Source organism: Fontisubflavum oceani (genome assembly GCF_030407165.1).
GTDB lineage: Bacteria > Pseudomonadota > Alphaproteobacteria > Rhodobacterales > Rhodobacteraceae > Rhodophyticola > Rhodophyticola oceani.
On record NZ_CP129111.1, the window covers coordinates 3,515,984 to 3,529,350 of the forward strand.

The following is a 13,367-nucleotide window of genomic DNA, read 5'->3' on the forward strand; positions in this document are numbered from 1 at the left end:
AAATCGACACGCCTTCGCATCTCTCTTTCGTGGTCTTAGGGCAGCGATCCGTCCGGCACGCGCACGGTCAGCTCCAGCTCGATCTTGAGGTCCGCGCCCGCTAGGGCGGCCACGCCGACGCCGGTGATGCAGGGCTCTGCTCCATCCAGAAACTCCAACAGCGGCGGAAACGCCTCGGCCAGCGCGTCATCAGTCAAATCGGTCATGAAACAGCGCAGCATGACGATATCCTCGGGTGTCGCCGCCAGGGCATCGAGTGCGGCTTGCGCATTGGCCGCCGCAAGACGGGTCTGCTCGGCCAGGCTGTCAGGTGCAGGGGTGCCATCGGGCGTCCAAGCAACCTGACCTGAGACATAGGCCATCCGGCCCGGCTCAACGATCGAGATCTGCGAATATCCCATATCCCGAGAATTCGGCATGGTCGGCGGGTTAAGCCTGATGATGGGCTGTGTCATGATCCGGTCCTCATCCTTTGATGTCAGCCGCGACGGGCCGTCATTCGCCGCGCGGGAAGCGCTGGCTTTCTTCGAGTGTGTTCAAATCCATATGGTTGCGCATGAAGCGCTCGCTGGCCTGTTGCAGGGGCTGGAAATCCCAGGGGTAGTAGCCGCCCTTGCGGAGCGCCTCATAGACCACCCAGCGCCGGGCCTGGCTTTCGCGTACCTGGGCGTCGAAGGCCTCCAAATCCCAGCGCGCCTCGGACTTCGCGCGGAGCGTCGTCACCGTGCCTTGATGGTCCGGATGCTCGGCCAGATTTCTCAACTCGTGCGGGTCAGACTCCAGATCGAAGAGCTGGTCGGGATCGAGCGCGCAGCGCGTGTATTTCCACTTGCCATACCGCAGGCAGACCAGCGGCGCGTAGGAGGCCTCGGCGGCATATTCCATCGCCACAGGTGTGTCGCGCGTGCCGCCCTGGCCCAAAGGCACGAGGCTTTCGCCCGTGGTCCATGGGGCCACCTCTTCCATGCTGACACCCGCAAGATCGCAAAGCGTCGGGCAAATATCGATATTGGAGACCGGATCGGTGACAAGGCCAGTCTGCATATCCGGCGCGGAGATCATGATCGGAACGCGGGCAGACCCCTCATAGAAGCACATTTTGAACCAGAGCCCGCGCTCGCCCAGCATATCGCCGTGATCCGAGACGAAAAGGATGATCGCCTCCTGTCGGGTCGCCTCTAGCGCCTCCATCACCTCGCCGATCTTGTCGTCGAGATAAGAAATATTGGCGAAATAAGCGCGGCGGGTCCGGCGGATATCGTCTTCGGTGATGTCGAAGCTGCGCCAGTCATTTGCGTCGAAGATGCGCTGCGCGTGGGGGTCATGGTCTTCATAATCCATCGCCGGGACCTCAGGCAGCAGATGGTCGCAATCCTTATAAAGGTCCCAATATTTCTTCCGCGCCACGTACGGGTCGTGCGGGTGGGTGAAGCTGACCGTCAGGCACCAAGGGCGCGCATCTTTCCCACGGGCCAGATCATAGACCTTCTGCCGCGCCTGAAACGCGACCTCATCGTCATATTCCATCTGGTTGGAAATCTCGGCCACGCCGGCGCCCGTCACCGAGCCCATATTGTGATACCACCAGTCGATCCGCTCACCGGGCTTGCGGTAATCCGGCGTCCAGCCAAAATCGGCGGGGTAGATATCGGTGGTCAGCCGCTCCTCGAACCCATGCAACTGATCAGGACCGACGAAATGCATCTTACCTGAGAGGCAGGTCTGATACCCCGCCCGGCGGAGATGGTGGGCATAGGTGGGAATGTCGGAGGCAAACTCGGCAGCATTGTCATAAACGCGAGAGCGGGACGGCAGGAGGCCGGACATGAAGCTCGCGCGGCCCGGCGCGCAGAGCGGGCTGGCCGTGTAGCTGTTGGCAAAGCGCGTTGATCGGGCGGCGAGTTTCTTCAGGTTCGGCGCGTGCAACCGCTCGGCGGGACCATCGGGAAAGAAGGTGCCGTTCAACTGATCGACCATGAAAATCAGGATATTGGGCTGGGTCATCTGTCAGCCTCCGCCGCGAGGGCGGTGTCGAGGTAATCGAGCAGGAGCGCAATCGCGTCTTCCGCGCGCAACTGCTCGGCATTCAGGGCCTGGCGGATATAAAGCCCGTCGATCATCGCCGCGATGCCGCGGGTCAGCTTCATCGCTTGGGCGCGCGAGAGTTTGCGCAGATCATGATGCAGATTGCTGCGCAGACGCGCATGATAGAGGCGCAAAAGACGCGCCGCCTCGTCAGACCGCTGCGCTTGGACGTAGAAATTGAGCCAGGCCGCGACCACTTCAGGGCGGAAATGGCTGGGCGAGAAACTGGCGCGGATCACCGCCTCAATCCGAGCGCGCGGCGTCTTCGCCATTGCCAAAGCGCCGCGTACTTCGGCCCCATAAAGCGTCAACACATGCCGCATGGCGGCGGCGAACATCTGTTCCTTGCCGCCAAAATAGTGATGCGCCAGTGCACTCGACATGCCCGCGCGCTTTGCAATCTGCGCCACGGTGATGTCTAACGTCCCTACACGGCCGATCTCGATGATCGTTGCCTCGACCAAAGCAGATCGACGGAGAGGTTCCATACCGATTTTGGGCACAATCTTCTCCGTTGACAGGATACAGATTAAGATTCGTTAATGTTGACTGATGAGTCAATCAAAAAACAGGGAGTAGCACAATGCTAAAACTGACGACAACCTCCGCCATCGCCTTGGTGATGAGCGCGGGTCTTGTGGCCGCCGATTGCGAGACCATCACCTTCTCCGATGTGGGCTGGACCGATATCACCGCGACCACGGCGGCGACGACCTATGTGCTGGATGCGCTTGGCTATGAGACGGATATTCAGGTACTGTCCGTGCCGGTGACCTATACGGCCCTGGCCTCGGGCGATATCGATATCTTCCTGGGCAACTGGATGCCAACCATGGAGGCCGATATCGCCCCTTACCGCGAGGCCGGCACCGTCGACACCGTCCGCGCAAACCTGGAAGGCGCGAAATACACGCTGGCGACAAACGCCGCCGGAGCTGCTCTGGGCATCACCAGTTTCGATACGATCGCGGCCAATCTCGACGCGCTGGAGGGCGAGATTTACGGGATCGAACCGGGCAATGATGGGAACCGCCTGATCCTCGACATGATCGAGGCCAACGCGTTCGGGTTGGAAGAGTTCGACGTGGTGGAAAGCTCCGAAGCCGGGATGCTGGCGCAAGTGGCGCGCGCCTCGGACCGTGATGAACCCGTCGTGTTTCTCGGCTGGGAACCGCACCCGATGAACGCGAACTTCGACCTGACCTATCTTGAAGGCGGCGATGACTGGTTCGGGCCCAATCTGGGCGGCGCAACCGTCTACACCAACACCTCCGCTGGCTATGTGGATGCCTGCCCGAATGTGGGTGCGCTTCTGAACAACTTGGAATTCACGCTGGCGATGGAAAACGAGATCATGGGCGGCATCCTGAATGACGGGATGGATCCGCGCGATGCGGCCTCGGCCTGGCTGTCGGCGAACCGCGATGTATGGCCTGCTTGGCTGGATGGCGTGACCACCATGGACGGTGGCGATGCGGTCGACGCCGTGACTGCCGCGCTCGACATGTAAGCAGACATTCGGGTGGGCATGTAACAAACACGTGCCCACCCCGCCGGCCCCGGAATTTTGAAAATTCCGGACCGGTTTTTTCAAAAAAACCGGGGGCATGATGCTAGACTGGATAGAAGACAATAAGATTCCTGTGGGTCGGATCGCGGGCGACGCCTTCGATTGGCTGCAGGAACACGGCGCACTGTTTTTCGACGGGCTGTCGATTTTGCTTGAGGCGATGATCGACGCGATCCTCGCGATCCTGCAAGACCCGCTCGACATCTCTTGGGCCACCGGGGCTGAACGCTATCAACCGCTTTACAACCCCGATCTGCACCCGTTTCTGATCATCGCGATTTTCACCTGGCTGGCCTGGTATATTCATCGCCGCTGGCAAGTCCCTGCACTTATTTTCTTGGGCTTTCTCTTCATTCTGAACCAAGGCTATTGGGAAGAAACCACCGAAAGCCTCACCCTTGTCCTCTCGGCCTGCGTGGTCTGCATGGCCGTGGGTGTGCCGATTGGCATTGCCGCGGCCCACCGGCCTCGGCTTTATCAGTTCATGCGACCGGTCCTGGACCTGATGCAGACGCTGCCAACCTTCGTCTACCTGATCCCGGCAATTGTGTTTTTTGGCATCGGCATGGTGCCGGGCCTGATCGCAACGGTGATCTTCGTGCTGCCCGCACCGATCCGGCTGACACATCTGGGCATCTCCTCGACGCCGCAGCCATTGATTGAGGCCGCAGAGGCGTTCGGGGCCACCCCGCGTCAAAAACTCTGGAAAGTCGAGTTGCCTTACGCGCTGCCGCAGATCATGGCTGGTCTGAACCAAACCATCATGCTGTCGCTCTCGATGGTGGTGATCGCGGCGCTGGTTGGGGCAGATGGTCTAGGTGTGCCCGTCGTCCGCGCCCTGAATTCCGTCAACACCTCACTTGGCTTTGAGAGCGGATTTATCATTGTGGTCGTGGCGATCATGCTCGACCGCATGCTGAGGGTGGAACGCAAATGAGTACCGCTGTTGAATTCGACGATGTTTCCATCGTCTTCGGCGAAAAACCCGAAACCGCTCTGCCATTGATGGATGACGGCAAATCGCGTCATGACGTACAGGCTGAAACCGGCCAAGTTCTTGGCGTCCATAACTGTAAACTCAATGTGCAAGAGGGCGAAATTCTGGTCCTGATGGGCCTCTCCGGCTCGGGGAAATCGACCCTTCTGCGCGCCGTGAACGGGTTGAACCCGGTGGTCCGCGGCACGGTCCGAGTCAACGACGGCACCGAGATGATCGATGTCACGCATGCCAATCCGGCCACACTCCGCCGGATGCGCCAGACGCAGATTGCCATGGTGTTTCAGCAGTTTGGCCTTTTGCCCTGGCGCACTGTGCGGGAAAATGTGGGGCTGGGTCTGGAACTTGGCGGCATTTCATCCGTCGACCGCAAAGAGCGCGTGGATCGGCAATTGGCGCTTGTGGGTCTGACCGATTGGGCCGACCGCAAGGTCGGCGATCTCTCGGGCGGCATGCAGCAGCGCGTGGGTCTCGCCCGCGCCTTTGTCACCGATGCGCCAATTCTTCTGATGGATGAACCCTTCTCGGCGCTGGACCCGCTCATTCGCACGCGCCTGCAGAATGAATTGATTGAGCTGCAACAGACCCTCAAACGCACCATCATCTTCGTCAGCCACGATCTGGACGAGGCCTTCAAACTGGGCGATCGGATCGCGATTATGGAAGGCGGGCGGATCGTGCAATGCGGCACGCCGAAGGAGATCTACTCTGATCCGGCCGACGACTATGTGGCGGACTTCGTCGCCCATATGAACCCGCTTGGCGTGCTGTGTGCCCGCGACGTGATGGTGCCGGTGGAGGGGACACCGACGGTTTGGGTTGGGCCGGATGAAGACATCCGTAAAGTGATGGAGATCATCGAAGGCGAGAATATGCCCGTCGGCGTGGAACTGGACGGCAAAGCCATCGGTCAGGTGACGAAAGACCGTGTCTTGGCCAAGCTTCTCGACCCGCGTCAGGCCTGATCGGCGGCAAGCAAGTCCATTACCGACCGGCCGTTGATGATCATGCGGTCAGATCGGCCTCGGGCCGGTCTGACCCAGATTTCGGATCAATCACCCAGGCGCCCGTCTTGGCCGCACCGACTCAACGCGCCGAAAACCGCTTGCCACGCCGCGATCCCGTGATGGAGAGTGCGGCGCGATATGGTCGAACACCCCGGAAGTCTGAGGGGGTCCGGACGTGTGCCCGCTGGAGGAGCCGAAGATGCCGCAACCCGAGACAATGAAGGCAATGGTGCTGACCGGTCATGGTGATCTCGACGCTTATGAGTGGCGCGAGGATTGGCCAGTTCCCGTGCCTGGACCCGGTCAGGTGCTGATCAAGGTTGCGGCCTGCGGGCTGAACAATACCGATGTGAATACGCGCTCCGGCTGGTATTCGAAGGCGGTCAGCGACGCCACAACCGGCGGCGCCTATGCAGAGCTTGCCGAGGACGACCCCTCCTGGGGCGGCGCCCCGATCACCTTTCCGCGTATTCAAGGCGCGGATGCCTGTGGCCAGATCGTGGCCGTTGGCGATGGCGTTGACGCGGCGCGCATAGGCGAACGGGTCATCACCGATAATTGGATCCGCGACCCGGAGGACCCAGAGAATAAGGACAAAGCCGGATATTTCGGGTCCGAAATGAATGGTGGCTTTGCTGAATACACAGTCATCCCATCGACCAATGCCCTGGCCGTGCGGTCGGAGTTATCCGATGCCGAGCTGGCGACGTTCAGTTGTTCCTACTCCACAGCCGAGGGGATGCTGAGCCGCGCCAAGGTGGGTGCAGAGGATACCATATTGGTTCCCGGTGCCTCGGGCGGCGTCGGCGGCGCGCTGGTGCAATTGGGCAAACGTCGGGGGGCGCGGGTGATTGCTATGGCATCTGAGGCCAAACACGCAGATGTGGCCACACTGGGCCCCGACAAAATCTTGCCGCGCGCGCCGGAGAACCTCCGCGAAGCGCTTGCGGGGGAGCGTATCACTGTCGTTGCGGATGTGGTTGGCGGGGCCTATTGGCCGCATCTCATCGATATCCTGGCCCGGGGCGGGCGCTATACCTGCTCGGGTGCCATCGCCGGACCAATGGTTGAGTTGGATCTGCGCACCCTCTATTTGCGCGATCTGACCTTCACCGGCTCGACCGTGATCGACCGGGAGGTCATGCCGAACCTGATCCGCTACATCGAAGCGGGGGAGATCAAACCGGCGCTCGCCGCGACCTACCCACTCTCAGAACTTCGCGCGGCGCAGCAGGCCTTTATCGACAAGACCCATACCGGCAATATCGTGGTGATCCCGTGATAGATCCGCCGCCGACTGTCGCCGCCGTGTTTGCCGCCATCCCCACAGCACCACGCGAGCGGATCATGGAGATGCGCGACCTGATCTTTGCGGCGGCTGAGGCGACCGATACCGGACCCCTTACTGAAATGCTGAAATGGGGGCAGCCCGCTTATCTGACCGAGGCCACCAAAGCCGGTACGACAATCCGGCTTGGTTGGTCGGAGAAGCAGCCAGAGCATTGCGCGCTTTATGTCCACTGTCAGACCGATCTCTTGGATCGCTATCGCGCGCGCTTTCCAAGCGAGTTCACCTATGACGGCGCGCGCGCTGTCCTGATCCCGACAGAGGGGGCCTATCCGCAAGCGGCACTGCAACAGGTGGCCGCGATGGCGCTGACCTATCATCGGGACAAATCCAAGGCTGCACGGCCATAAAGGTCGCCTTGCTCACAATCAACCACTTGGCCCGCTCTTGCCGCCACCCGTCTCGCTTCGAGATCGGCGGTGTTCGTGACGTCGCTTGACCTGCCGCCGCAGAGCCAAGGATGAAAGCGGGCGACAGGCTAGGTTGTCCGCAAGGCGCGCTCCAACTGATCTTTGAGCGCGACACGTTCACCGGGGGTTAAGAAGGCGCCAAGCTCCACCTCACGCGGGCCACCTGAAAGGGTGACGTAATTGGGCACCGGCCCGCCACGCGGGTGCAGGTTCACGCGCACCCAATAGGGGTTGGCCTCCCACTCTTTGACCCCGCGTTTCGGCTCATGACGTTCAAGCCGGATCAAATCGCGCCAAAGCACCACCTCTTCGTAAAGCTCCATGTCCCGCCAGCTGCGTTTGAGCCCCCACCAGATCGCCGCCACTGCCGCAACTATGAATGGTAATAGGCCCCAGAAAAGCGAGGTGCCGATGACCGCCAGAAGCGGCAACGAAATCAGCGACGCGGTGAGCCCGATGAACCAGACGAACCCATCAGGTGTGAGCGAGCGATAAGGGGTCAACACGACGCGCAGACATGGCGCGCCGTGGCCGGAATGAGAAAGGGCCCCGAATATCTCCGGGGCCCCAGTCTCTGTGGTTTCGATCAGGACCGGCATGGACCTTAATGATGCGGTTGCTTGTCCCACATCTCCCGCGTCGGCAGCTCCTCGAAGGTGTGCTCCGGCGGTGGGTTCGGCAGGGTCCATTCCAGCGTATCCGCATGTTCGCCCCAATAGGCCTTCTCTTCGACCTTGCGACCAAAGCGCAGCGTGTAGAACACGATGCCGATGAAGAGCAGGAAGGAGGCAAAGGATAGGAACGCGCCCCAGGACGAGATCCAGTTCCAGTAAGCGAAGGCTTCCGGGTAGTCGATATAGCGGCGCGGCATACCCTGACGGCCCAGGAAATGCTGCGGGAAGAAGGTGATGTTCGCGCCGATGAAGAAGAGCCAGAAATGCAGCTTACCAGCCCATTCCGGATATTGCCGACCGCTCATCTTGCCGATCCAGTAATAGACCGCCGCGAAGATGCCGAAGACCGCACCCAAGCTCATCACATAGTGGAAATGGGCCACCACATAGTAGGTGTCGTGATACGCCCGGTCCACGCCTGCCTGGCTGAGCACGATGCCGGTCACGCCGCCAAAGGTGAACAAGAAGATGAAGCCAATGGCGAAGAGCATCGGGGTTTTGAAGCTGATCGAGCCCTGCCACATGGTGGCAATCCAGGAGAAGATCTTGATCCCCGTGGGCACCGCGATCACCATCGTGGCGACCATGAAATAGGCCTGCTGCGTCAGCGTCATGCCGACGGTGTACATATGGTGCGCCCAGACCACGAAGCCCAAGCCCCCGATTGCCACAAGCGCATAGACCATCGGCAAATAGCCAAAGATCGGCTTTTTCGAGAAGGTCGCCACCACATGTGAGATCACACCAAAGGCGGGCAGAACAACGATGTAGACCTCAGGGTGGCCGAAGAACCAGAAGATGTGCTGGAACAAAACCGGGTCACCGCCACCAGCCACATCGAAGAAGGTGGTGCCGAAATTCCGATCGGTCAGCAGCATGGTGATCGCGCCCGCCAGAACCGGCAGCGCCAAGAGCAGCAGCCATGCAGTGACAAAGATCGACCAGGCAAACAGCGGCACCTTGTGCAGCGTCATGCCAGGCGCGCGCATGTTCAGGAACGTGGTGATGAAGTTGATCGCCCCCAGGATCGAGCTTGCGCCTGAGACGTGGATCGCGAAAATCGCGAAATCGACGGCGCGGCTCGTCGCGGCATCTTGCCAAGAAAGCGGCGGGTAGAAGGTCCAGCCCGGACCTGCGCCACCGTCAACAAACACGGCACAGAACGCAAGCGCGGTACCGGCCACATACATCCAGTAGCTCAGGTTGTTCAAACGCGGGAACGCCATATCCGGCGCGCCGATCATCAGCGGCATGAAATAGTTGCCAAACCCGCCAAACAGCGCTGGAATCACCACAAAGAACATCATCAAGACGCCGTGGCCCGTGATCATCACGTTCCACAAATGGCCGTCTGGCGTACATTCCGCCTCTGCGGCGGCGCTTAGGAAACGCGCGCCTTCGGTGCACATATATTGCACACCCGGCTCCATCAGTTCCAACCGCATATAGACGGTGAAGGCGACCGAGATCAGCCCCACCAAACCTGCGGTGAAGAGATAAAGGATGCCGATATCCTTGTGATTGGTGGACATGAACCACCGGGTGAAGAACCCCGGCCGCTCGTGATCATGTCCGGAAATGGCGGCGTCTGCCATAGCGCACTCCTGTTCAACTAATGCGTTTCGGCAAAGGGTCTGGCCGCATTGCCCGCGTTCCTAGCCTTCGTTCTAGTGCTGTGCCCGGGGTGGTGCAATGCGGAAGGGCCGGTTCAAGTGGGAAAAATTGCCTCAGCCGAGGCGGGATCACCCCCAAATTGCCAGTAAGATCGCCATGGCTCCAGCAATTGGTAGAAGCGCGACCAAGGCCCAAAGCCCGTCACGGGTCGTGATCGCCAACCCCATCAGGCAGATAGCCGTCGCCAAAAGGGAGGACGAAAATGGCACCAATTCCAGAAACGGCATCGCAAGGCCGCAGAGCGCGGCGGCCAGATGAAGCACGCTGAGAAACGGTTGCTGCGTGAGCAGCGTGAGCCGCCGCCCGCTATGCCCATCGAGCCAGAGGGCCGTGCCACGCAGTCGTGCCATGCCCGATTTGAGCCGCGATGTGGCGATACTCCGGCGACACAACCAACGCGGCAGCCAGAGATGCCGCCGCTGTGCCAGCATTTGCATTGCAACCAGAAAAATCATTGTGCCGCAGATGGTTGGCAGTATCGGTATCCCACTCAACGGAGAAACCACGATCACCGCCGGGATCAACAGAGCCGGGAGAAATCCGGCGCCGCCAAACGCGGACAACATATCGCCGATGCTGACCCGTTCTGTTTCACAGAGCGCCAGAACATCGTCGACGATCTCGGTTAGCCCGGTCGGGTTGGGCGGCAATGTGCCAATTGAATTTTCGGTCGAAGTCATCCTGCGCGATACATCCCTGATGCAGCGCGCATCCTATCTGTGATCATCCGACGCTGCCAGCCCGCCCTAGCGTGCGTCCGACACCCAAGCCGTCTGCAAAACTGGCGTGACATTCTGCGATACTTGCGGTGTCGTGAGGTCGAGCATCAAGCCTGAAATCGCGATCCCGAGAATCGCGCATAAACCAGATATCGCCCCGATCATCACGGCAACCTCAAGCCAGTCATCGCGCTTGGTCGGATCACCTGTATCTTGGCGTGGGACCACCCCGTAATGCATCATCCGTCATCCTCTGTGTCATCCCCAGATGGCAGAATAGGAACATTTCGTGAACGACATATTGCCAGATATGGCGAGAGCGGAAGAGCCTTGATAAGGATTTCACCGAAATTGAGCAGTCACTTGCCGAAGATCGGCGGAAATGCGCGCTTTAGCGCGTCGTCCACGTCTTCTAGTGTCACTGGCAGCCCCAAATCCACCAGGCTCGTCACCCCGTGTTCGGCAATGCCACACGGCACGATCCCCTCAAAATGACCAAGATCCGGCTCTACGTTTATTGAGATACCGTGGAAACTGACCCATTTGCGGATCCGCAACCCAACGGCGGCGATTTTATCCTCGCGCGAGCTGCCATCGGGCATTGGTGGCTTTTCCGGTCGGGTTACCCAAACGCCAACCCGGCCCGCGCGGCGTTCGCCTTTGACGTTGAATTCCGCCAGTGTCGCGATCACCCAATCCTCTATCTGATGCACGAATCTGCGGACATCTCGACTGCGCGCGTTGAGGTCGAGCATGACATAGGCGACCCTTTGGCCTGGCCCGTGATAGGTATACTGCCCGCCGCGGCGGGTCTCGTAGACCGGAAACCGGTCGGGCGTGAGGAGGTCGGCGGGTTTGGCCGATGTTCCTGCAGTGTAGAGCGGCGGATGTTCCAGCAGCCAAATCGCCTCATCCGCATCACCCCCTGCGATCCGCGCGACGCGCGCCTCCATCTCGGCCAGCGCGGTCTCGTAGGGCACAAGCCCGTGGGAGGTCAGCCATTCCACCATCGTTTAGCGCGGCAAAAGTCTGGCCGATTTGGCATCGGCGAGGCGAGATCGGCTTACGGGGATGTCGCCGCCATGGCTCATCGTGAGGATCGCCCGATCCCCCTCCCGCCGTGCAGATCGAACGGCATCGAGCGCGACCCAATGAGATCGATGGACTTGCAGGCCCGCCGTCGCGCCCACCTCACGGATCGCATCCGTTAGCCGCATCAACACCATCTCTTCCCCTTTCGTCGTTCTCACCCGGACATAATGATCCTCGACCGAAAGCGCCACCAGAGGGCCCCGCTTCTCAAGTGGCAGCCGATCAAGGAGTGGCGCGGGCGGAGCCTCGTCATCGGATGGAACAGACCGTGTTTGACGGTCGGCGACATCTAAAACAAGTGTGATGATCATGGAGATCGCCACGACCGTCGCCACAAAACGCGGAAGGTCGCCCCGATCCGGCAGAAAGGAAAAGACGGCGTAATTGAGCGCCACAACGAAGACGCTCACACCAGGCCAATGACCAACCCGATCCAAATGACCGCCCCGCGCCTCGGCAAAACGGGGTTCAGGACGGCGCTTGCCCAATATCCGATCACATAACTTGCCGCGACCAAGACCGCCCAATACCCAAAGCGCGGCACAAGGCCGAGCACGCGATCCGTCTCAAACGGCCCGATAAGCGCGAGAATTGCGCTCAGGCCAGCGAGCGTCACCACCACCGCCGGTTGACCCATATGAAGCCCCCATCTGCGAAGCGCGGATTGCGGATCATTGGTGGTCACGCGGCTCTCCCGTTTTTGGCGCATCCAGAATTGAGATGGGTGGCCTTTCCCATTGTGGTGCCATGGCAATCCCGTCTTGCCAAGAAGGTCCCCCCTAAGATGACATTAGAGCCTATCCTATCGGCCCCCGCCGCCGTGCAACTTCATATGATGGCTGCAGTTGTGTCGATCGCCCTCGGGCCGTTTGCGATCTATCGTCGGCGGCGGGACCGACTGCACAGGATGATTGGTTATGCCTGGATCATCTCGATGGTCCTGCTTGCAGGCTCCGGTCTCGCGATCCCTGCTGTTGTTCTTCCGCTTTTGGAGCCCTTTGGTCCAATACATATTTTGTCAATCGCCGTGCTCTATTGGCTTTGGGAGGGATATCGCCACATCCGCGCCGGTCGGGTGACCGCCCATGAGGCATCCATGCGAGCCCTGTTCTGGAACAGTTTGGGGATTGCCGGTGCGTTCACCTTTCTGCCCGGGCGGAGACTCAATACGGCTTTCTTCGCGGACGCGCCGGAGCGGGGCTATGCCGTGATTGCGGTCTTGCTGTGCTTGGTGCTGGCCCGGATGATCCGTCAAAACCGCCTCAGGGGTGCTGCGTGATAGCGGCGCTTGGGCTGCAAGACCAATCTCGTCAGGATCTTGGAGAAATTTCCTCTTTTCTTTCCAGGACGACCTGCGTAAACGTGCGCGCACTTCTGATCACGTGCGGTCGTGGCGGAATTGGTAGACGCGCAGCGTTGAGGTCGCTGTGGGGTAACTCCCGTGGAAGTTCGAGTCTTCTCGACCGCACCATTTCACATTTCGATGTGATTTTCTCAAAAAATTCAAATATAACAGATGTTTGTGGAGTTCGAAATCCGTTTTGGCGGCCATAGGCCAAAGGTGCAGAAAACGCCGCATTGAGGATCGTTTTGCGCGTGGTGAGAGAACCTTTTTCATAGATATTCCAAGGGCTTGAGAGAAAACCCTTCAAAAGTTCGAAAACTTCACCGGGCTTGCTCGTTTGTTTAGCATTTTGACCAAGCTTGTCGCTTAGCAAGAGCATGTCATTTTCAAGCTGCCCGATCTTACTCTCAAGCGCAGCGATGACCTTTGGATTCGAGGTTTCAACG

16 protein-coding genes and 1 tRNA gene are annotated in these 13,367 nt (G+C 59.9%); 7 read left to right on the forward strand and 10 right to left on the reverse strand.

The annotated features are described in order from the left end of the window. Positions 1-35: 35 nt before the first annotated feature. The 3 genes from QTA57_RS17810 to betI are packed head-to-tail and all read right to left on the reverse strand — an operon-like array spanning position 36 to position 2,573. Positions 36-455 carry a RidA family protein gene (locus QTA57_RS17810; RefSeq protein ID WP_290152910.1) on the reverse strand — a complete coding sequence of 140 codons (420 nt, stop codon included), beginning with the start codon at positions 453-455 and terminating at the stop codon, positions 36-38. 40 nt (positions 456-495) lie between these two features. Continuing rightward, the gene (gene betC, locus QTA57_RS17815) at positions 496-2,004 is read right to left on the reverse strand and encodes a choline-sulfatase (protein ID WP_290152911.1); all 1,509 of its coding nucleotides are present in this window, start codon (positions 2,002-2,004) and stop codon (positions 496-498) included. Then, a complete protein-coding gene (gene betI, locus QTA57_RS17820) occupies positions 2,001-2,573 on the reverse strand; it encodes a choline-binding transcriptional repressor BetI (RefSeq protein WP_290152912.1) in 573 nt (190 codons plus the stop codon). Before betI ends, betC begins: the two co-directional genes overlap by 4 nt. Before the next feature lie 95 nt (positions 2,574-2,668). Between betI and choX the strand changes: the two genes are divergently transcribed. The 5 genes from choX to QTA57_RS17845 all read left to right on the forward strand — a co-directional run bounded on the left by choX (position 2,669) and on the right by QTA57_RS17845 (position 7,357). Beyond that, complete coding sequence (gene choX, locus QTA57_RS17825) at positions 2,669-3,595, forward strand: choline ABC transporter substrate-binding protein (RefSeq protein ID WP_290152913.1); 927 nt, start codon at positions 2,669-2,671, stop codon at positions 3,593-3,595. Positions 3,596-3,692: 97 nt separating this feature from the next. After that, a complete protein-coding gene (gene choW, locus QTA57_RS17830) occupies positions 3,693-4,592 on the forward strand; it encodes a choline ABC transporter permease subunit (RefSeq protein ID WP_290152915.1) in 900 nt (299 codons plus the stop codon). Continuing rightward, the gene (gene choV / locus QTA57_RS17835) at positions 4,589-5,617 is read left to right on the forward strand and encodes a choline ABC transporter ATP-binding protein (protein WP_290152917.1); all 1,029 of its coding nucleotides are present in this window, start codon (positions 4,589-4,591) and stop codon (positions 5,615-5,617) included. Before choW ends, choV begins: the two co-directional genes overlap by 4 nt. 241 nt (positions 5,618-5,858) lie before the next feature. Continuing rightward, positions 5,859-6,941 (forward strand): alcohol dehydrogenase family protein, encoded by a 1,083-nt coding sequence (locus QTA57_RS17840; RefSeq protein WP_290152918.1) that lies wholly within the window; start codon positions 5,859-5,861, stop codon positions 6,939-6,941. After that, a complete protein-coding gene (locus QTA57_RS17845) occupies positions 6,938-7,357 on the forward strand; it encodes a DUF1801 domain-containing protein (protein WP_290152919.1) in 420 nt (139 codons plus the stop codon). Before QTA57_RS17840 ends, QTA57_RS17845 begins: the two co-directional genes overlap by 4 nt. Before the next feature lie 128 nt (positions 7,358-7,485). Here QTA57_RS17845 and QTA57_RS17850 read toward each other — a convergent pair whose 3' ends face one another. The 7 genes from QTA57_RS17850 to QTA57_RS17880 all read right to left on the reverse strand — a co-directional run bounded on the left by QTA57_RS17850 (position 7,486) and on the right by QTA57_RS17880 (position 12,261). Continuing rightward, positions 7,486-8,016 carry a DUF2244 domain-containing protein gene (locus tag QTA57_RS17850; RefSeq protein ID WP_171558056.1) on the reverse strand — a complete coding sequence of 177 codons (531 nt, stop codon included), beginning with the start codon at positions 8,014-8,016 and terminating at the stop codon, positions 7,486-7,488. 5 nt (positions 8,017-8,021) lie between these two features. Beyond that, entirely contained in the window at positions 8,022-9,686 is a 1,665-nt protein-coding gene (gene ctaD, locus QTA57_RS17855; RefSeq protein WP_145210863.1) for a cytochrome c oxidase subunit I, read from the reverse strand. A gap of 147 nt (positions 9,687-9,833) precedes the next feature. Further along, positions 9,834-10,445 (reverse strand): exopolysaccharide biosynthesis protein, encoded by a 612-nt coding sequence (locus tag QTA57_RS17860; protein ID WP_145210866.1) that lies wholly within the window; start codon positions 10,443-10,445, stop codon positions 9,834-9,836. A 66-nt stretch (positions 10,446-10,511) separates the two neighbouring features. Beyond that, positions 10,512-10,727, reverse strand: a complete 216-nt coding sequence (locus QTA57_RS17865; protein ID WP_145210869.1) for a hypothetical protein — start codon at positions 10,725-10,727, stop codon at positions 10,512-10,514. A 116-nt stretch (positions 10,728-10,843) separates the two neighbouring features. Continuing rightward, positions 10,844-11,494: a lipoyl(octanoyl) transferase LipB gene (gene lipB, locus QTA57_RS17870; RefSeq protein ID WP_290152921.1), complete on the reverse strand. Its 651-nt coding sequence runs from the start codon at positions 11,492-11,494 to the stop codon at positions 10,844-10,846. A 3-nt stretch (positions 11,495-11,497) separates the two neighbouring features. After that, positions 11,498-11,986: a LytTR family DNA-binding domain-containing protein gene (locus QTA57_RS17875; protein ID WP_290152922.1), complete on the reverse strand. Its 489-nt coding sequence runs from the start codon at positions 11,984-11,986 to the stop codon at positions 11,498-11,500. Beyond that, on the reverse strand, positions 11,983-12,261 hold the full coding sequence (locus QTA57_RS17880; protein WP_290152923.1) for a hypothetical protein: 279 nt from the start codon (positions 12,259-12,261) through the stop codon (positions 11,983-11,985). The genes QTA57_RS17875 and QTA57_RS17880 overlap by 4 nt, the downstream gene beginning before the upstream one ends. A 99-nt stretch (positions 12,262-12,360) precedes the next feature. Here QTA57_RS17880 and QTA57_RS17885 point away from each other — a divergent pair, with 99 nt between their 5' ends. Both QTA57_RS17885 and QTA57_RS17890 read left to right on the forward strand, forming a co-directional pair. Further along, positions 12,361-12,855: a DUF2306 domain-containing protein gene (locus QTA57_RS17885; protein WP_290152925.1), complete on the forward strand. Its 495-nt coding sequence runs from the start codon at positions 12,361-12,363 to the stop codon at positions 12,853-12,855. A gap of 105 nt (positions 12,856-12,960) precedes the next feature. Continuing rightward, a tRNA-Leu gene (locus QTA57_RS17890) sits at positions 12,961-13,047 on the forward strand. Positions 13,048-13,367 lie beyond the last annotated feature (320 nt).